We start from the raw sequence: 19,946 nt of genomic DNA, 5'->3' as shown, positions 1-19,946 counted from the left end.
AATATGGAACGAGACGTAATCATCGCCTGCGACTTCAAGTCCGCAGAGGATACCTTCCGCTTCCTCGACCGCTTCCGGGACGAGGCGCGCAAACCCTTTCTGAAGATCGGCATGGAGCTCTACTATGCCGAAGGCCCGTCGATCGTGCGCGAGATCAAGCGCCGGGGACACAAGATCTTCCTCGACCTGAAGCTACACGACATTCCCAATACGGTGAAGAAGGCGATGGCGGTGCTGTCGCGTCTGGATGTGGACATGTGCAACGTCCACGCCGCCGGTACGATCGAGATGATGCGGGCGGCCCTCGAGGGGCTGACGCGCGAGGACGGGACGCGTCCGCTGCTGATCGCCGTGACGCAGCTCACCTCGACGAGCGAGGAGCGCATGCAGCGCGAACTGTTGATCGGCGCCTCGATCAACGATACGATCGTCAAGTATGCGCAGAACACGCGCGAGGCGGGGTTGGACGGTGTGGTCTGCTCGCCGCTCGAAGCCGGTATGGTTCACGAGGCGTGCGGCCGTGACTTCCTGACCGTCACGCCGGGCGTGCGCTTCGCCGACGGCGACGTGGCCGACCAGGTGCGTGTGACGACTCCGGCCCGGGCCCGCGAGATCGGTTCGGATTTCATCGTCGTCGGACGTCCGATCACGGCGGCTGCGGATCCCGTGGCGGCCTATCGCCGCTGCGTGGCCGAGTTCGTCGGCGAGTAGCCAGAAGGCCGGAGCTGTGGGGGGGGGAAAGGAAAAAAACATGCCGTCCTCTTCGCCCGTATGGCAGGGCCGGAACGTTCCGGCGGCCGGAGAATTGAAAACGGAAAACACGGAAAAACCATGAAACCCGTAAAATTGTTCTATCTGAAGACGTGCCCCTTCTGCAAGAAGGCGCTGCGTTATATCGAGGAGGCCAAGGCGGCCCATCCGGAACTGGCTCCCGTTGAGATCGAGATGATCGAGGAGTCGGAGGAGCCCGAGGTGGCCGACCGGTATGATTACTACTACGTGCCGACCTTCTACGTCGACGGCGTGAAGGTGCACGAAGGGGGCATCTATCCCGACGAGGTGGAGAAGATCCTGCGTCAGGCCCTCGAATAGCGGGCGGTCCGGGCGGCACTCCGGGAGCGGGCGTGCGGCCGGGTCTGCATGAGAAAAACAGAAAAACGAGCAGCATAAAAAAGTTATGGAAAAAGCTATTGCAAAGGATTTGCTGTCGATCGGCGCGGTCTTCCTGCGCCCCGAACAGCCGTTTACGTGGGCCAGCGGTATCAAGAGCCCGATCTATTGCGACAACCGTCTGACGCTGACGGCTCCCGAGGTGCGCAAGCACGTGGAGGCGGGTCTGGCGGAGATCGTCCGCACGAAGTATCCCCAGGCCGAGGTGCTGATGGGAACGTCGACGGCCGGCATCGCCCATGCCGCCATCACGGCGACGATTCTCGACCTGCCGATGGGTTACGTCCGCTCGGGGTCGAAGGACCACGGCCGCGGCAACCAGATTGAAGGCCGGCTGGAGAAGGGCCAGAAGGTGGTCGTCATCGAGGATCTGATCTCGACGGCCGGATCGTGCATCGAGGTGGTCAACGCCCTGCGTGAGGCCGGTGCCGAGGTGCTGGGCGTGGCGTCGATCTTCACCTACGGGATGAAGAAGGGGTTGGACCGTCTGCGCGAGGCCAATGTCGTCAACTACAGCCTCTCGAATCTCGACGCGCTGGTCGAGGTGGCCGCCGAGGAGGGATACATCAGGCCCGAGGACAAGGAGCGTCTGCTGAAGTTCCGCGACAATCCGTCGGACGAATCGTGGATGAAACACTAAAAATAGCACACATGCGTCATCTGATTGATCCTACCGATCTGACGGTCCAGGAGACCGAACAGATCGTGGCTCTGGCCGAGGACATCATCGCCAACCGGGCCAAATACAGCGAAGCCTGCAAGGGCAAGAAGTTGGCCACGCTCTTCTACGAACCCTCGACGCGTACGCGTCTGAGCTTCACCTCGGCGATGCTTGAACTGGGCGGCCAGGTGATCGGTTTCTCGGACGCCAATTCGTCGTCGGTGTCGAAGGGCGAAACGGTGGCCGATACGGTGCGGGTGATCCGCTGCTTTGCGGACATCATCGCCATGCGCCACTTCAAGGAGGGTGCGCCGCTCGTGGCATCGCAGTATGCCGGAATCCCGGTGATCAACGCCGGCGACGGCAGCCACTCGCACCCGACGCAGACCCTGACGGACCTGTTGACGATCAAGCGCGAAAAGGGCCGTTTCGACCACATGACGATCGGCTTCTGCGGTGACCTGAAGTTCGGGCGTACGGTCCACTCGCTCATCAAGGCGCTGTCGCGCTACGAGGGGATCAACGTGATCCTGATCTCGCCCGAGGAGCTGCGTCTTCCGGACTACATGCTGCAGGAGATGCAGGCCAACTCGCGCATCACGTTCCGCGAGGTGCGCACGATGGAGGAGGTGATGCCCGAACTGGATATCCTCTACATGACGCGCGTGCAGAAGGAGCGTTTCCTGGACGAGGAGGAGTTCGACCGCGTGAAGAACAGCTTCGTGCTCAACCCCGAGAAGCTGCGTACGGCCAAGAAGGATATGACGATTCTTCACCCGCTGCCGCGTGTGAACGAGATCACGCGGGCGGTGGACAACGATCCGCGTGCGGCCTACTTTCGGCAGGTGGAGAACGGCAAGTTCGTGCGTATGGCACTGATCCTGACGCTGCTGCGCTGGGCCGACGAGAACCGGCCGTATGCCCATACGCCGGTCTTCAACGAGGAGTATATCGTCAACGAGATGGTCTGCCCGAACCGCCGTTGCATTTCGGCCACGGAGGATGTCGACCAGCTGTTCCGGCGGATGCCCGACGGCACGTGCCGCTGTGCCTACTGCGAGGCCAAGGCCCGTTGACGGAGCTGAGGAGGCGAGGGCCATTCCGGCCGTTCCGCAAGGAAATTTCACCCCGGGAGCCGACGGCTTCCCGGGGTGTTTCGTACAATCGGAAAGAAGGAGGTTCGATTGTCGAAAAAATGTCGATAGAATCTCTCCGGGAATTTTGAAAGTCGGCCGAAAAGCGCTACTTTTGTAACGATGTTTTAACAGTTAGGTTAATCCCGATGATACAAGACTGCCTCTCAGACTGCTGCCGGCGAAACGTCGCTTCCGACGGGCGCGAGCGGAAGAAACAGCAGGTTCGGGCCGCTGCGTTCTATTCGGCGGTGTCCCGACAGCAGCAGTGTGCGCAGTCCCGGGGACGGCAAATGGTCTCCTGCGGACTTCTCGGATAGATACCGGACCGCCATGACATACGATGTCGTGGCGGTCTGCCTTTTGTTTTTGGATGATTTTGTAATTCGATATGACCATGAAAGTAGGCGTTATTATGGGCTCCGTGAGCGATTATGAGGTGATGGCCGATGCTGTCCGCACGCTCGAATCGTTCGGCGTGGAGTTTGAAAAACGGGTCGTCAGTGCCCATCGTACCCCCGATTTGCTGTGTGAATATGCCAAGACTGCCCGCTCGCGCGGCCTGGGTGTCATCATCGCCGGTGCAGGCGGCGCGGCTCATCTTCCGGGCATGGTGGCTGCCATGACCACGCTGCCCGTGGTGGGTGTTCCGGTCAAGTCACGGGCTCTGAACGGCCTGGACTCGCTGCTGTCGATCGTGCAGATGCCGGCGGGCGTTCCCGTCGCCACGACCGCCATCAACGGCGCCAAGAACGCTGCGCTGATCGCCGTGTCGATCCTTGCGCTGCAGGACGAGGCGCTGGCCGCCCGGCTCGAAGCCTTCCGCGCCAAACAGACCGCCGATGTCCTGAAAGCCGAACTCGACTGATGAAGACCATCGGAATTATCGGGGGCGGCCAGCTGGGGCTGATGATCGCCGAACAGGCCCACGTGCTGGGCGTACGGGCCGTGGCGCTCGATCCGGCGCCGGATGCACCGGCCTTCCGCGTGTGTGACGACCACATTGTGGCGGCCTACAACGACGCCGAAGCGCTCGAACGGCTCTGCCGCATGAGCGACGCCGTGACCTACGAATTCGAAAACGTGCCGGGGGATATTCTCATCCCGCTGAGCGAAAAATACAACATCCCGCAGGGCTACCGCCCGCTTTACGACTCGCAGGACCGCTTCCGCGAGAAGACGAACGCCCGCGACCACGGGCTTCGCACGCCGGGCTTTGCGGCCGTCGACGATGAGGCGTCGCTGCGTGCCGCCGTGCGGGAGCTGGGCCTTCCGGCCGTGCTGAAGACCCGTACGCTGGGCTACGACGGCCACGGACAGATGGTGCTCCGCCGCGAGGAGGATATCGAACGGGCGCTGCCGCTGCTGACGGTCCCCTGCATCCTGGAGGAGTTCATCGCTTTCGACTCGGAGGCCAGCATCGTCATGGTGGCCGACCGCGAGCATGTCGTGAGCTTCCCCGTGGGGCGCAACATCCACCGCGACGGCATCCTCGATCTGTCGATCGTTCCGGCGGCGGCCGATGCGGAGGTGCTCGGACGGATGAAGGTGCAGAGCGAACGCTTCATGCGCGACTGCGGCTACGAAGGGATTCTGGCCATCGAGTATTTCATCCGCGGGCGGGAGATCTTCTTCAACGAGATGGCGCCGCGCCCCCATAACTCGGGTCACTATACGATCGAAGGGTGCACGACCAACCAGTTCCGCGAATTGGTTCGCTATCTGGTGGGCGAGCCGCTGCAGGAGCCGCGTCTGGTGGCCCCGACGGTGATGAAGAACATCCTGGGACAGGATCTTGAGACGGCCCGCCAGGTGGAGCGGGAGCATCGTCCGAACGTTTACGTCCACCTCTACGGCAAGACCGAGAGCCGCCCCAAACGCAAGATGGGGCACATCACCTTTGTCGGCATGACGGGTGACGAATATGAAAAGGAGTGGGCCGACCGTTTTGTGAAATGAGAAGAGAGCAAAGACAAACCATACAGTAAATGAACACGACCAACTATCGTATTTTCGTCGAGAAACTGCCGCGCTTCCGGGTGGAGGCGGAGAGTCTTCGACGCGAGTTGAACACGAATCTCAACCTTTCGCTGCGCGAACTGCGGCTGCTGAACATCTACGATCTGTTCGGCTTCACGCCCGAGCTGCTCGAAAAGAGCCGCTACCGCGTCTTCGGCGAGGTGGTGACCGATGAGGTGAGCGACGCATGCGACCTCTCGGACCACAAGTACATCGCCGTGGAGTGCCTGCCGGGACAGTTCGACCAGCGGGCCGCATCGGCCGTCGACTGCGTGCGGCTGATCGACCCCGAGGCGCAGGTCAATATCCGTTCGGCCAAGCTGCTGCTCTTCGACCCGAGCGTCTCGGAGGAGGAGCTGGCCCGCATCCGCCACTACTACATCAATGCCGTGGAGTCGCGCGAGAAGGATCTCTCGGTGCTGAGCGATATGGAGCAGGCCGAGGTGAAACCCGTCCAGGTGCTGGAGGGTTTTCGGGAGATGAAGGATGACGAACTCGAACCCTATTGTCAGCGGATGGGTCTGGCGATGAATGCCGACGACCTCTACGAGGTGGTGAAGTACTTCCGCGCGGAGGGTCGCGACCCCTTCGAGACGGAGCTGCGCATCCTGGATACCTACTGGAGCGACCACTGCCGCCATACGACCTTCACGACCGAACTGGAGGGCATCACCGTCGAGGAGTCCTTCGTGAAGGACGAAATCGAGGATTCGCTGGCCCTCTACCTGCGCATCCGCCGTGAGTTGGGACGTGAGCACAAGAGTCTCTGCCTGATGGATATCGCCACGATCGGCGCCCGCTACCTGAAGAAGAAGGGGCTGTTGGACGATCTGGAGGTTTCGGAGGAGAACAACGCCTGCTCGATCTACGTCGATGTCGACGTCGACGGCAAGACCGAAAAGTGGCTGCTGCAGTTCAAGAACGAGACGCACAACCACCCGACGGAGATCGAACCCTTCGGCGGAGCGTCGACCTGTCTGGGCGGAGCGATCCGCGACCCGCTGTCGGGCCGCAGCTACGTCTACCAGGCGATGCGCGTGACGGGTGCCGGGAACATCTACCAGCCCGTATCGGAGACGCTGCCGGGCAAACTGCCGCAGAGCGTCATCTCGAAGAAGGCCGCCGCCGGCTACTCGAGCTACGGCAACCAGATCGGTCTGGCCACGACCCACGTGCGCGAGATCTACCACGACGACTACGTGGCCAAGCGCCTGGAGGTGGGTGCCGTGGTGGGTGCCGTGAAGGCCGAGAACGTACGCCGCGAACGCCCCGCGCCGGGCGACCGGATCATCATGTTCGGCGGACGCACGGGCCGCGACGGCATCGGCGGTGCGACGGGTTCGTCGAAGGAGCACAACGCCAAGTCGCTCGAGACGTGCGGCAGCGAGGTGCAGAAGGGTAACGCCCCCGAGGAGCGCAAGCTGGAGCGGCTGTTCCGCCGTCCGGAGGTGACGCGCCTGATCAAGAAATCGAACGACTTCGGTGCGGGCGGTGTCAGCGTGGCCATCGGCGAGCTGGCCGACGGTCTGGACATCTACCTCGACCGGGTGAAGACGAAATACAGCGGTCTGAACTCCACGGAACTGGCCATCAGCGAGTCGCAGGAGCGCATGTCGGTGGTCGTCGAGGCCAGGGACATGGAGGAGTTCATGCGCTACTGCCGCGAGGAGAACATTGAGGCGGTGCATGTGGCCGACGTGACCGACACGGCGCGGATGCGGATGTTCAAGGGCGACCGCATGGTGGTCGACCTGAGCCGGGCGTTCATCGACAGCGCCGGCGCGAAGCACTATGCCGAGGCGAAAGTCGGTGCCGTCGAGAACCGCAACCCCTTCGAACGGCGGGTTGAGGGCGCCGCGGTGGCCGAACGCTTCGAGAACAATCTGAAGGACAACAACGTCGTTTCGCAGCGGGGGCTGATCGAGATGTTCGACTCGACAATCGGCCGCTCGACGGTGCTGATGCCCTTCGGCGGACGCACGCAGCGCAGCGAGACGCAGGTTTCGGTGCAGAAGCTCCCGACCGACGGCTATACCGATACGGCCAGTGTGATGGCCTTCGGCTACAACCCCTTCGTGGCCAAGTGGAGCCCCTACCACGGGGCGGCCTACGCCGTGGTGGAGGCTGCGGCGAAGGTCGTGGCTGCAGGCGGCCGCTACGAGCGGATGCGCTACTCTTATCAGGAGTATTTCGAGCGCATGACCAGGGATGCCGAGTCGTGGGGCAAACCCCTCAGTGCGCTGCTCGGTGCGCTGCGGATGCAGGTCGAACTGGGGCTTCCGTCGATCGGCGGCAAGGACTCGATGTCGGGAACGTTCCAGCACATCAACGTGCCGCCGATGCTGATGGCCTTCGGCATCACGACGGCCGATGCACGGACCATCATCTCGACCGACCTGAAGGGGGCCGGACATCGTCTCTACCTCGTGCGCCACACGCCGCGTGAGAACTGGATGCCCGATACGGAGCAGCTGAAGCGCAACTTTGCGTTCGTGAGCGATGAGATTGCCTCGGGCAAGATCCTCGCGGCCTGGTCGGTGGGCTTCGGCGGCGTGGCCGAGGGCCTGGCGAAGATGGCCTTCGGAAACGGCATCGGCGTCGAGGTCGAGATGGCGGAGTCGAAGCTCTACGACTACGCCTACGGCTCGATTCTGGTCGAGTGCGAGGGTACGCTGGAGTATCCGGCCGCCGAGCTGGTGGGCTTCACCGTGGCCGATGCGGCCGTGACGGTCGGCGGCGTGCGCATGCCCCTCGAGGAGCTCTACCGCGCCAATACCGAGAAGTTCGCAACGATCTATCCCGACAAGGGACACAATACGGCCGAGGTGATGACCTCGGAGCCCGCCCCGCGGAACTTCACCTATCCGGGCGAGGCGGTCGAACATCCGCTGGTCTACATTCCGGTCTTCCCCGGCACGAACTGCGATTACGATACGGCCAAGGCTTTCCGCAAGGCCGGAGCCCGGGTGGAGATGAGCGTGCTGTGCAACATCGCCGGCGACGACATCCTGCGCTCGATTGCCGGGATGAAGGAGCATATCCGCCGGGCGCAGATCTTCGTGCTGAGCGGCGGCTTCTCGTCGGGTGACGAACCCGACGGCAGCGCCAAGTTCATCGTCAACGTGTTGAACAACAAGGATATCATGGAGGAGATCCACGCGCTGCTGGATCGCGGCGGTCTGATTCTGGGTATCTGCAACGGTTTCCAGGCGCTGGTGAAGTCGGGCCTGCTTCCCTACGGACGGCTGGGTCTGGTGACCAAGGATTCGCCGACGCTGTTCCGCAACGACATCAACCGCCACATCTCGCAGATCGTCACCACGCGCGTGGCTTCGACCAATTCGCCGTGGCTCTCGTCGTTCCGCGTCGGCGAGCTGCACTCGATCGCCGTCAGCCACGGTGAGGGCAAGTTCGTCGTCAGCGAGCAGCTGGCCCGCGAACTGTTCGACGCCGGGCAGGTGGCCTTCCAGTATGCCGACGCCGAGGGTCGTCCGACGGCCGAGGCGCCGTTCAACCCCAACGGTTCGTCGTATGCCATCGAGGGCCTCGTCTCGAAGGACGGGCAGATCCTCGGCAAGATGGGCCACACGGAGCGTTACGAGGAGAACCTCTACAAGAACATTGCAGGCAACAAGCGGCAGTCGCTCTTCGAAAATGCCGTAGCCTATTTCCGTAAAAAACAAGTATCAAGATAGATGAAACAACTCGAAATGCTCTACGAGGGCAAGGCGAAGCAGATCTTCCGCACGGACGATCCCGAGCGGATCATCATCCGCTACAAGGATGCCGCGACGGCCTTCAACAACATCAAGAAGGCGACGATCGAGAACAAGGGGGTGGTCAACAACGCCATCTCGTCGATCATCTTCCGCGAGCTGGAGCGGGCCGGCGTGAAGACCCACTTCCTCGAGAAACTCAATGACCGTGACCAGTTGTGCCGTCGGGTGACGATCATTCCGCTGGAGGTGGTCGTACGCAACGTCATTGCCGGCTCGATGGCCCAGCGGCTGGGCATCGAGGAGGGCGTGCAGCCTTCGAACACGATCTACGACCTCTGCTACAAGCGCGAGGAGCTGGGCGACCCGCTGATCAACGACCACCACGCCGTGGCGCTGGGGCTTGTGACCTACGAGGAGTTGAAGACCATTTATGCGATGACGGCGCGCATCAACGAGGTGCTCAAGGCGCTGTTCGCCCGGATCAACGTCAAACTGGTGGATTTCAAGATCGAGTTCGGGCGTACGTCGGACGGCGAGATCGTGCTGGCCGACGAGTTTTCGCCCGACACGTGCCGTCTGTGGGACATGACGACCCACGAACGGCTCGACAAGGACCGTTTCCGCCGCGATCTGGGTCGTGTGCGCGAGTCGTATGAGGAGATATTGTCACGCCTGAAGAAAATTACCGAATAAGATGAGGATGAATGAGATTTGCGACCGCGAGTTGCACGAGGAGTGCGGTGTGTTCGGCATCTACGGGGTGCCCGAAGCCGCATCACTGACCTATTACGGGCTGCACGCCCTGCAACACCGCGGGCAGGAGGGGGCCGGTATCGTTTCGGTCGACGACAAGGGACAGTTCCGCCGCATCAAGGGGTGCGGACTGGTGACCGAGGTCTTCAACGAGGAGAAACTCGCCTCGCTTCACGGTTCGATGGCTATCGGTCACGTACGCTATACGACGGCCGGAGGCGGTGGTCTGGAGAATGTCCAGCCCTTTCTTTTCCGCCACAATACGGGCGACTTCGCCCTGGCGCACAACGGCAACATCGTCAACTCGGATCTGCTGCACACCTACCTCGAGAACCGGGGCAGCCTCTTCCAGTCGACCTCCGACAGCGAGATCCTGGCCCACCTGATCAAGAAGGAGACGCGCTATCACGACCGTCCGAGAATCTACTCGATCATCGACGCGCTGAACATGTTGGAGGGAGCTTTTGCCTTCCTGATCATGACGGCCAACCGCATCTACGCCTGCCGCGACAAGTACGGACTGCGTCCGCTGTCGATCGGGCGTCTGGGTGAGGGCTGGGTCGTGGCCAGCGAGACGTGCGCGCTGGATGTGCTGGGTGCGGAGTTCGTGCGCGACGTGGAGCCGGGCGAGATCGTCACGATCGACCACCAGGGGCTGCGCAGCAGCGACTACTCGAAGTTCAAGCGTCACGAGATGTGCGCGATGGAGTACATCTACTTCGCCCGTCCGGACAGCGATATCGAGGGGTGCAACGTCCACGCCTACCGCAAGGAGTCGGGACGGCTGCTCTTCCGGGAGGCGCCGGCCGAGGCGGACATCGTGGTCGGCGTGCCGGATTCGAGCCTGAGCGCCGCGATGGGTTATTCGGAGGCGAGCGGCCTTCCCTACGAGATGGGTCTGATCAAGAACAAGTACATCGGCCGTACGTTCATCCAGCCGAGGCAGGAGCTGCGCGAGAAGGGCGTTCGGATGAAGCTGTCGGCCGTGCGGTCGATCGTGCGGGGCAAGCGCGTGGTGCTGGTCGATGACTCGATCGTGCGCGGCACCACCTCGCGGCGCATCGTGGCGATGCTCAAGGAGGCCGGGGCGCTCGAGGTGCACGTGCGCATCGCCAGCCCTCCGATGATCGGGCCGTGCTTCTACGGCGTCGATACGTCGACCTACGACGAGCTGATCTCGGCACGCAAGAACGTCGAGGAGGTCTGTCGCACGATCGGGGCCGATTCGCTGGCCTTCCTGTCGCCCGAATCGCTCTATAAGGCCGGCAACCGCCGGGAGCTGTGCATGGCCTGCTTCACGGGACACTATCCCACGGCCCTCTACCAGTCGATGGAGGATGCCAACAAGGGGAACAAATAAATAATTGCAGGACGAAAATTTTAAAACCACAATAGCTATGGCTCAAAGTTATGAAAAGGCCGGAGTGAACCTCGAAGCCGGTTACGAAGTGGTGCGGCGCATCAAGAAACATGTGGCCTCGACGGCCCGTATGGGTGTGATGGGCAACATCGGCGCCTTCGGCGGGATGTTCGACCTCTCGGCCCTGCAGGTCAAGGAACCGGTGCTGGTAAGCGGCACCGACGGCGTGGGCACGAAGCTCAAGCTGGCCTTCCAGATGGACAAACACGACACGATCGGCATCGATGCCGTGGCCATGTGCGTCAACGACGTGCTGGCCCAGGGCGCCGAGCCGCTGCTGTTCCTCGACTACGTGGCCGTGGGACACAACATCCCCCAGAAGATCGAGGCCATCGTGGCCGGTGTGGCCGAGGGGTGCCGTCAGGCGGGCTGCGCGCTCGTCGGGGGCGAGACGGCCGAGATGCCGGGCATGTATGCCGACGGCGAGTACGACATCGCCGGATTTACGGTGGGCGTGGTCGAGAAGTCGAAGCTCATCGACGGCTCGAAGGTCCGTACGGGCGACGTGCTGGTCGGTGTAGCCTCGAGCGGTGTCCACTCGAACGGCTTCAGCCTGGTGCGCAAGATTCTGGCGGACAACTACCTGGATCTGCACAAGTGCTACCCCGAACTGTCGAACAAACTGCTGGGTGAGGTGCTGCTCACGCCGACTAAGATCTACGTCAAGCAGGTTCTGGAGGTGATCCGTCAGTGCGACGTCCACGGAATCAGCCACATCACGGGCGGCGGTTTCGACGAGAACATCCCGCGCATCCTTCACGAAGGCCAGGGTCTGGAGATCGAAGAGGGTACGTGGGAGATCCTGCCGGTCTTCCGCTTCCTGGAGAAGTACGGACAGGTGGCTCACCGCGAGATGTTCAACATCTTCAACATGGGTATCGGCATGGTCATCGCCCTGAATGCCTCCGAGGCGCAGAAGGCCATCGACATCCTCACGGCGCAAGGCGAACGCGCCTCGGTCATCGGCCGGGTTACCGATTCGGGAAAGGTGGTTATCCGGTAGGGGCATGCATCGTCTAGCAGTCTTTGCCAGCGGCAATGGAACGAATTTCGAGGCCATCGTGACGGCCTGCGAGCAGGGGAAGCTGCCTGCCGAGGTGGTGCTGATGGTCTGTGACAAGCCGGGTGCGACGGTCGTCGAACGGGCCGCGCGCCACGGTGTGGAGTCGTTTGTCTTTTCGCCGAAGCAGTACGCCTCGAAGTCCGACTACGAGCGTGAGATCGTCGCACGGCTGGATGCCGCCGGGGTCGAACTGGTCTGTCTGGCCGGTTACATGCGCATCGTGGGCGACGTACTGCTGGGGGCCTATGGCGGGCGGATCATCAACATCCATCCGTCGCTACTGCCGGCCTTCCGCGGGGCGCATGCCATCGAGCAGGCGCTGGAGTACGGCGTGAAGGTCTACGGCGTGACGATCCATTATGTCGACGGCGAACTGGACGGCGGACGGATCATCGCCCAGCGGGCCTTCCCCTACGAGGGCGACAATATCGAGGAGTTGGAACCGATGATTCATGCGGTGGAATACCCGCTTTATATCGAAACGATTGGAAAATTATTGAACGCAAAAAAAGAATAGGAATATGCGAGCATTGATCAGTGTAAGTGACAAAACGGGTGTCGTGGAGTTTGCCAAGGGGCTCCGTGCACTCGGTTGGGAGGTGATCGCCACGGGCGGCACGATGAAACTGCTGCGGGAGAGCGGCGTCGAGGTAATCAACATCAGCGACGTGACGGGCTTTCCGGAGATCTGCGACGGACGCGTGAAGACGCTCCACCCGAAGGTTCACGGCGGCCTGCTGGCGCGCCGCGACAACCCCGAGCACCTGAAGGCGCTGAAGGAGAACGGCATCGAGTTTATCGATCTGGTCTGCGTGAACCTCTATCCGTTCCGCCAGACGATCTCGAAACCCGACGTACGCATGGAGGACGCCATCGAGAATATCGACATCGGCGGTCCGTCGATGCTGCGTTCGGCGGCCAAGAACTGGGCCGACGTGACGGTGGTGTGCGATCCGGCGGACTATGAGCAGATCCTCGGGGAGATCCGTGCCACGGGCAACACGCAGCGCGATACGCGTCTGAAGCTCTCGGCCAAGGCCTATACCCACACGGCCGAGTACGACGCCATGATCGCCGCCTACATGCGCAAGCAGGCCGGTCTGAACGAGAAGCTCTTCCTGGAGTTCGATCTGGTACAGTCGCTGCGCTACGGCGAGAACCCGCACCAGAGCGCCAAGTTCTACCGCGAGGAGCACGAGGTGCCCTATTCGCTGGCCTTCGCCCGTCAGCTGCACGGCAAGGAGCTCTCCTATAACAACATTCAGGATGCCAACGCCGCCCTGTGCATCGTGCGGGAGTTCGACCGTCCGTTCTGCGTCGGTCTGAAGCACATGAACCCCTGCGGCGCAGCCGTGGGCAAGGATGTCGTCGAGGCCTGGACGAAGGCCTACGAGGCCGACAAGGTTTCGATCTTCGGCGGTATCGTCGCCACGAACTGCACCGTGACGCGCGAGGTGGCCGAGCTGATGAAGCCCATCTTCCTGGAGATCATCATGGCGCCGAAATTCGACGAGGGGGCCCTTGAGGTGCTCTGCACGAAGAAGAACCTCCGCCTGCTGGAGGTCAACATGGAGAAGGGCACCGTGGATCAGAAGCAGTACGTGAGCGTCAACGGCGGTCTGCTGGTGCAGGACCTCGACGTCGCGACGAAGAGCGTCACGGCCGACATGTGCGTGACGAAGGCCAAACCGGCTCCCGAGCAGATGGACGACCTGAATTTCGGCTGGCATATTGTCAAGCATGTGAAGTCGAACGCCATCGTGGCCGTGAAGAACGGTCGCACGCTGGGTGTCGGGGCCGGTCAGATGAACCGCATCGGCTCGGCCGAACTGGCGCTGAACCAGGCCCGTGCCGCCGGCGAGACGGAGGGCATCGTGCTGGCTTCGGACGGCTTCTTCCCCTTCGACGACTGCGTGACGCTGGCCGCCGAATACGGCGTGACGGCCATCGTGCAGCCGGGCGGATCGGTGCGCGACGGCGATTCGATCGCCAAGGCCGACGAGAAGGGTATCGCCATGCTCTTCACCGGCGAGCGTCACTTCAAACACTGATCCCTCAAAGACGACGACTATGAATGTGCTGGTGATCGGCGGCGGAGGCCGCGAACATGCCATCGTCGATGCGCTGTCGCGTTCGGCGAAGGTCGGCAAGATCTACTGCGCTCCGGGCAATGCGGGCATTGCCCGGCAGGCGGAGTGCGTCTCGATCCGCGAGACTGCGGTGGAGGAGTTGCGCGATTTTGCGCTGGAGAAGGGAATCGGTCTGACGGTCGTAGGCCCCGAAGTGGCTCTGGCGGCGGGGGTTGTCGACTGCTTCCGCAAGGCGGGGCTGCGGATCTTCGGCCCCACGAAGGCCGCCGCGCGGATCGAATCCTCGAAGGAGTTTGCCAAGGAGTTGATGGTCAAATACGGCATTCCGACGGCCGGTTTCCGGGCCTTCACGGAGTACGGTGCGGCGCGTGACTACGTGGCCGGCCGTTCGTTCCCGGCGGTGCTGAAGTACGACGGTCTGGCCGCCGGCAAGGGGGTGGTGATCGCCCGGACGATGGAGGAGGCCGACGCCGCGCTGAAGGATATGCTGCTCGATGACAAGTTCGGCGAGGGCAAGGTCGTCATTGAGGATTACCTCGAAGGTCCGGAGTTCTCGTTCATGTGCTTCGTTTCGGGCCGCCGCGTGTGGCCGATGGTGCTGGCGCAGGACCACAAGCGGGCCTACGACGGCGACAAGGGCCCCAATACGGGCGGCATGGGGGCCTACTCCCCGCTGCCGTTCATCACGCCGGAGGACGAGCGCTTCGCGCTGGAGCGGATCCTGCAGCCGGTGGCCGATGCGATGGTGGACGAAGGGTGCCCGTTCGAAGGGGTTCTGTACGGCGGTCTGATGAAGACGGCGCAGGGAATCAAGGTCATCGAGTTCAACGCCCGCTTCGGCGACCCCGAGACGGAGGTGGTGCTGCCGCGTCTGAAGAGCGACATCGTCGATATCTTCTGCGCCGTGGCCGAGGGGCTCGATACGCAGTTGGAGTGGCACGACTTCGCGACGCTGGGCATCGTCCTGGCCTCGAAGGGCTACCCCGGAAGCTACGAAAAGGGCCACGAGATCAAGGGGCTGGATCGCGTCGAGGGAACGGTCTACCACATGGGAACGAAGGCCGACGGCGGACGGATTCTGACCAACGGCGGACGGGTGCTGTTCGTCGTCGGACGCGGGGCCACGCTGGCCGAGGCCCGCGTGGCGGCGCTGCGCGACGTGGCGCGCATCGAGTGCGACAACCTCTTCCACCGGACTGATATCGGCCATTGGGCATTTGACAAATAGAAACGGTAAAATAAAAGTATGATAATTAGCGGAAAGGAACTGTCGGCCAAACTGAAGGCCGAAATGGCCGAGCAGGTGAAGAGCTTCCCGGCCAAATACGGGCGCGTGCCCCATCTGGTGGTGATTCTCGTGGGGGATAACCCGGCGAGTGTGAGTTATGTGACGGGCAAGGCGAAGGCGTCGGAGGCGGTGGGAATCCGCAACACGACGATCCGCAAGCCCGAGTCGATTACGGAGGCCGAGTTGCTGGACATCATCTCGGCGCTGAACCTCGACGACGAGGTGGACGGCATTCTGGTGCAGCTGCCCCTGCCCAAGCACATCGACGAGAGTAAGGTGATCGAGGCGATCGACAAGTCGAAGGATGTGGATGGCTTCCATCCGCTGAATGTGGCGGCGCTGTGGCAGAAACAGCCTTGTACGTTGCCCTGCACGCCGAAGGGAATCATCAAGATGCTGAAGGCTGCCGGGGTGGAGATCGCCGGTAAGCGGGCCGTCGTCATCGGCCGCAGCAACATCGTCGGACTGCCCGTCTCGAAGCTGCTGCTTGACGAGAACGCCACGGTAACCATTGCCCACAGCCGTACGCGCAATCTCGGCGAGGTGACGCGCGAGGCGGAGATTCTTGTAGTGGCCATCGGACGCCCGAAGTTCGTGACGGCCGATATGGTGGCCGACGGGGCGGTGGTGATCGACGTGGGTGTGAACCGCGACCCGGAGACGGGCAAGCTGTGTGGCGACGTCGACTTTGCCGCCATCGAGCCCAAGGCCTCGGTCATCACGCCGGTGCCGGGTGGTGTCGGTCCGATGACGATCTGCTGCCTGATGGAGAACACGATCGAGTGTTTCCTCAAGCGCCGCAAATAGCCCGGGGCGAATAAGGGGAGAGAGAACAAGTAACCCGGGGAGGTGAGAAAATCCGGGAGGTGAGAGAGTCCGGAGTGAAAGAGAACCTGGGGTGAGCGAGCCCGGAGAGGAGGTGAGCCCCGTTGGGAAAGAGCGGCCCCGTGAGCCTTGCTTCGTCCCGGAGAGGATCTTGTGAAGAGGAGGAGAAAGAGAGGGCGAATGTGTCTTGCTCCGCCCCGGATCAGGCATGGAGAGGGTGCACTCCCCGAACCGTATATGGAAAAGTCCGGAACCGTTAAGGTTCCGGACTTTTTTGTGCCGGTGTGGCGCTCTGCTATTTGCGATAGGTGGCTGTGAGGGTCTCGGGCAGCGGAGTCGACGCATCGCGCCGCCAGATCATGGCCCGGTCGGTGGCCGCATCACCCGTTCCGAAGTCGAATCCGTCCTCCGAGACGAACGTCACGGGCGTCTCTTCGGCAAGTCCGAACCCTGCGTAGAAGTCGCGGAGCCACTCCTTGCCGGGGGTTGGGATCAGGAAGGCCGCCGCATTGCCGCGCTCCTCGATGAGCGCCATGGCCTGCCGCATGAGCTGCGAGGCCAGCCCGCGGTGACGGTGGCTCTCGGCCGTGGCAACGCCATAGATGTAGGTCGTGGGCCCGAACTCCGTGTCGAAGGGGAGCAGATGGAGCATGGCCACCGTGCGCCCCTCCTCCTCGATGGTCAGGGCCCGGTGCCGCGAGTAGTAACGGATCAGGAACGAGTCGACGAAATCGTCGTCGTCGCCGAAGGCCTCCTGCCACAACTGCTTGCAGGCCAGTTCGTCGGGATGGAGGCGGATGGCCATGAACTTGTGCTGCAGGAAGGCCGGATGGTAGGAGAGTTTGGCGCGCCGGAGCCCTTCGAGACCGAGGTCCTCCTCGCGGTTGATGAGCGTGAATCGCTCGGGAAGGTGCTCGGCGAAGAGCTTGTTGATGATCGTGAAGGCGCCGTCGTACTCCGTGTCGGCCTTCTCCATGTGGGTGTCGAAGGTGTGGTCGTTGACCGCCGAACCGAAGGTGAAGGCCACCAGCCGGTCGCCGACATAGATACAGCCGCCGATAAGCCCCAGTTCGTCGAAGTGTTCGAATCCCCGTTGCATGGCCCGCTGTTCGGCACTCAGCTCCGAGGTGTGGCCCGTGTGCTCCTTCCGCCAGATGCGTTCGAGCGTCATGCACTCGGCCGACCGTTCGGGTGTCAGTACTTCGTAGCGGTAGTTGGGGTATTCGGCCATGAAGCGGTTGATGTGGTTGCGCTTGGGCTGGTAGCGGCGGCCCGGGAGGTCGCGCAGATCCGAGGCGTTGTAGACATAGTCTTCGAGGGCGCGGTCCGACTCGAAGGCGAACTCGCCGGGGTGCATGCGGCGGATCATCTCACGCCCCTCGTCCGTCAGGCCGATAATGCGCAGCCGCTGCCCGTGGGCGTGGGCATCCTCGCGCAGCAGCGGGATGATCGGCCCGAAATCGCCCTCGCCGACCGGCTGCATGTAGCCGATGCGGGGTCCGCCGTCGATCTGGAAACGGATGACCAGAAAGCCCTCGATCTCGGCCCACGCGCTGTGATAGACCTCCTGCCAGCAGTACATGTTGGCAAAGGCCAGGTCGCAGTTGCAGATGCCCGACGGCATCGTATGGCGCTCGATGACGCTGCGGTCCTCGAGACGCACGGGGTGGAATTCAATCATGAACCGTGTAATTCTTGTTTTCGATATGCTGGTAGTACTGCTGCAGCAGGGCCTGAAATCCCCGGCGCAGCGAATCGACCGTAGGCGCCGCCGCCGGATCGTTTGCCGCCGGATCGTTTGCCGCCGGATCGTTTGCCGCCGCCGGGACGGACGGGTTCTCCGCGTCCGCCGTGTCAGCCGGAGCGGTGACTGCCGTCGTGTCAGCACCTGCCGGGGCCAGCTCGACGGGTCGCACTCCGGCCGGGACTCCCGCATCGTTGAGCAGCAGGGCGCCGCGGTCGGTCAGGGCGCGGAACTCGCCGTCGTAGCTCACCGACCAGCGCGGACGCCGGGGTTCGTTGAGCACGTCTCGACCGAATGCGAAGTAGGGCTTGCGGTTGCCGATCAGCCCCAGCAGGGTCGGCATCAGGTCGAGCTGTTGGGTGATCTCCCCGACCTCGCCGCGCAGGACGCCGTCGGGCGTATGGATGAAGGCCAGGATGTGCATGTTGCCGGGGTAGGAGCGGGTCCGGTCGGCAAATTTCTCCGAAGAGACGTGGTCGGCCACGAAGACAAAGATCGTGCGGCGGAACCACTCCTCGTTCTGGAAGCGTTCGTAGAAGTGACGGAAGGCCAGATCGTCGTACGCCACGCCCGGGTGGATCTTCGTGTAACCCTGCGGCAGCATTGCGGCATACTGCTCTGGGACGACGAACGGATGGTGCGACGAGAGGGTGAAGAGCGTGGCGAAGAAGGGTTCGGGCATTGCCGCGAGCTCCTCGCCCATGAATTGCAGGAATGGCTCGTCCCAGATGCCCCAGTAGCCGTCGAAATCGCCGGTTCCGTGTCGCTCCTCGTAATCCTCGCGGCTGACGAGGCGCTCGACCCCGGCCGAACGGGCGTAGGCCCCGAATCCCATCGAGCCGCGCTCCGAACCGCAGAAGAAGGCGGTCGAGTAGCCCTCATCGGCCAGCATGGCCGGCAGCTGGCGGCTCTCGCCGAGCGATTGCGGCATCAGTACGAAGGGGGTGCGGAACGAGGGAATGCTTCCCAGCACGGAGGGCATGGCCTGAATCGAGCGCGTGCCGTTGGCATACATCCGGCGGAAGGTCAGCCCCTGACGCATCAGCGAGTCGAGGAACGGCGTGAAGCCCTTCTGCGGCAGATTGGCGTAGATTTCGGGGCAGAGGTGGGCCGAGTGTTCGGCCGACATGCTTTCGAGAATGAAGACGACGATGTTCCGGCGTCCCAGATCGACGGCCGTAGAGTCGGCCGGCTGGTGGACGGGGGTGAAGCGCTGTGGCAGCTCCTCGTCCGAGAAGTAGCGGGGAAACTGGACGCTGGATGAACTTCCGGCCGTGCGCAGGATGCAGAACGGATTGCTCAGAATGAGGTTGGCCTTGGGGCTCTCCGAGGTGTAGAGCGTGGCGTTCGAGAGGGTGATGGGCCGCGTCATGCGGGTCATGCCGCCGCGCATGCCGGCGATGCTCAACCCGGCGGCCACGGCCAGCAGCACCACTCCGCCGGTGTAGTAGGGCCAGCCGCGGCGCAGCAGGCTCTCCTCGTGTACCCGGCGGCGGTAGCCCCAGGCCAGCAGGGCCGTGAGCGCGGCCCAAAGGAGGGCGAGGTGCCAGTTTTCGGCCATGAACTTCCCGACGAGCTGCAGCGAGTTGTCGTTGTCGGCGAAGAAGATCTCGTCGGCCGTGAAGCGTTTCTGCGTATAGCGGAAGTAGACCGTATCGGCGAGATTCGCGGCCACGACGAGCAGCGAATTGACCGCGACGTAGTAGCCGAACATCACGCCCCGGTACCAGCGGCGTTCACGCACATGGAGGGGCAGCAGCGACAGCAGGATGAACAGTCCGTCGGCGTAGACCACCGACGAGGTGTCGAACTTCAGCGCTCCGGCCAGCAGCTGGCCGATCTCTCCGCCCGTCAGAGGGCCGATCAGCGCGGCGTTGTAGAGGTAGAAGACCGTGCGGCAGACGAACAGCACGATATAAAGCAGGAGAATCCGCCACACCAGCATACCCGGCGGTGTGCGGATCAGTCGGGGAACCCGTGTCGGACGGTCAGTCGTTCGCTCCATCGTATTCTGTTCTCAGTCCGGATGAGGGCGGGCCCTCTTTCCGGCAGTTCAATCGC

16 protein-coding genes are annotated in these 19,946 nt (G+C 62.7%); 14 read left to right on the top strand and 2 right to left on the bottom strand.

Annotated features, from left to right (window positions below; genetic code table 11):
- The first annotated feature begins 3 nt into the window (after nucleotides 1-3).
- From pyrF to folD, 14 genes are all read left to right on the top strand, one after another.
- Nucleotides 4-711, top strand: coding sequence for an orotidine-5'-phosphate decarboxylase (pyrF, locus tag B5G09_RS01545; protein WP_087403724.1), 708 nt, complete (start codon nucleotides 4-6; stop codon nucleotides 709-711).
- Between the two features lie 120 nt (nucleotides 712-831).
- Nucleotides 832-1,092 (top strand): thioredoxin family protein, encoded by a 261-nt coding sequence (locus B5G09_RS01540; protein ID WP_087403723.1) that lies wholly within the window; start codon nucleotides 832-834, stop codon nucleotides 1,090-1,092.
- An 85-nt stretch (nucleotides 1,093-1,177) separates the two neighbouring features.
- Complete coding sequence (pyrE, locus tag B5G09_RS01535) at nucleotides 1,178-1,810, top strand: orotate phosphoribosyltransferase (RefSeq protein ID WP_087403722.1); 633 nt, start codon at nucleotides 1,178-1,180, stop codon at nucleotides 1,808-1,810.
- 11 nt (nucleotides 1,811-1,821) lie between these two features.
- Nucleotides 1,822-2,907, top strand: a complete 1,086-nt coding sequence (pyrB, locus tag B5G09_RS01530; protein WP_087403721.1) for an aspartate carbamoyltransferase — start codon at nucleotides 1,822-1,824, stop codon at nucleotides 2,905-2,907.
- 448 nt (nucleotides 2,908-3,355) lie between these two features.
- On the top strand, nucleotides 3,356-3,832 hold the full coding sequence (gene purE, locus B5G09_RS01525) for a 5-(carboxyamino)imidazole ribonucleotide mutase (RefSeq protein ID WP_206384398.1): 477 nt from the start codon (nucleotides 3,356-3,358) through the stop codon (nucleotides 3,830-3,832).
- Nucleotides 3,832-4,923, top strand: a complete 1,092-nt coding sequence (gene purK / locus B5G09_RS01520; protein ID WP_087403720.1) for a 5-(carboxyamino)imidazole ribonucleotide synthase — start codon at nucleotides 3,832-3,834, stop codon at nucleotides 4,921-4,923. Before purE ends, purK begins: the two co-directional genes overlap by 1 nt.
- A 29-nt stretch (nucleotides 4,924-4,952) precedes the next feature.
- Complete coding sequence (locus tag B5G09_RS01515) at nucleotides 4,953-8,678, top strand: phosphoribosylformylglycinamidine synthase (protein ID WP_087403719.1); 3,726 nt, start codon at nucleotides 4,953-4,955, stop codon at nucleotides 8,676-8,678.
- Nucleotides 8,679-9,395, top strand: coding sequence for a phosphoribosylaminoimidazolesuccinocarboxamide synthase (gene purC, locus B5G09_RS01510; protein WP_087309439.1), 717 nt, complete (start codon nucleotides 8,679-8,681; stop codon nucleotides 9,393-9,395). It abuts the gene before it with no gap.
- 1 nt (nucleotide 9,396) lies between these two features.
- Nucleotides 9,397-10,815, top strand: coding sequence for an amidophosphoribosyltransferase (gene purF, locus B5G09_RS01505; RefSeq protein WP_087309440.1), 1,419 nt, complete (start codon nucleotides 9,397-9,399; stop codon nucleotides 10,813-10,815).
- A 37-nt stretch (nucleotides 10,816-10,852) separates the two neighbouring features.
- Nucleotides 10,853-11,878: a phosphoribosylformylglycinamidine cyclo-ligase gene (gene purM / locus B5G09_RS01500; protein WP_087309441.1), complete on the top strand. Its 1,026-nt coding sequence runs from the start codon at nucleotides 10,853-10,855 to the stop codon at nucleotides 11,876-11,878.
- Between the two features lie 4 nt (nucleotides 11,879-11,882).
- Nucleotides 11,883-12,455, top strand: a complete 573-nt coding sequence (gene purN / locus B5G09_RS01495; RefSeq protein WP_087309442.1) for a phosphoribosylglycinamide formyltransferase — start codon at nucleotides 11,883-11,885, stop codon at nucleotides 12,453-12,455.
- Nucleotides 12,456-12,459: 4 nt separating this feature from the next.
- Nucleotides 12,460-13,989: a bifunctional phosphoribosylaminoimidazolecarboxamide formyltransferase/IMP cyclohydrolase gene (gene purH / locus B5G09_RS01490; protein ID WP_087309443.1), complete on the top strand. Its 1,530-nt coding sequence runs from the start codon at nucleotides 12,460-12,462 to the stop codon at nucleotides 13,987-13,989.
- Nucleotides 13,990-14,008: 19 nt separating this feature from the next.
- Nucleotides 14,009-15,256: a phosphoribosylamine--glycine ligase gene (purD, locus tag B5G09_RS01485; protein ID WP_087403718.1), complete on the top strand. Its 1,248-nt coding sequence runs from the start codon at nucleotides 14,009-14,011 to the stop codon at nucleotides 15,254-15,256.
- Between the two features lie 18 nt (nucleotides 15,257-15,274).
- A complete protein-coding gene (folD, locus tag B5G09_RS01480) occupies nucleotides 15,275-16,123 on the top strand; it encodes a bifunctional methylenetetrahydrofolate dehydrogenase/methenyltetrahydrofolate cyclohydrolase FolD (RefSeq protein ID WP_087403717.1) in 849 nt (282 codons plus the stop codon).
- Nucleotides 16,124-16,436: 313 nt separating this feature from the next.
- Here folD and B5G09_RS01475 read toward each other — a convergent pair whose 3' ends face one another.
- Together B5G09_RS01475 and B5G09_RS01470 are read right to left on the bottom strand one after the other, a co-directional pair.
- A complete protein-coding gene (locus B5G09_RS01475) occupies nucleotides 16,437-17,822 on the bottom strand; it encodes a GNAT family N-acetyltransferase (RefSeq protein WP_087403716.1) in 1,386 nt (461 codons plus the stop codon).
- Nucleotides 17,815-19,890, bottom strand: coding sequence for an LTA synthase family protein (locus B5G09_RS01470; RefSeq protein WP_241147524.1), 2,076 nt, complete (start codon nucleotides 19,888-19,890; stop codon nucleotides 17,815-17,817). Before B5G09_RS01470 ends, B5G09_RS01475 begins: the two co-directional genes overlap by 8 nt.
- Between the last annotated feature and the right edge of the window lie 56 nt (nucleotides 19,891-19,946).

The sequence above is a fragment of the Alistipes sp. An54 genome (assembly GCF_002159375.1).
In the GTDB taxonomy this organism is placed as follows: domain Bacteria; phylum Bacteroidota; class Bacteroidia; order Bacteroidales; family Rikenellaceae; genus Alistipes; species Alistipes megaguti.
This window is presented reverse-complemented; position numbering and strand designations above follow the sequence as displayed.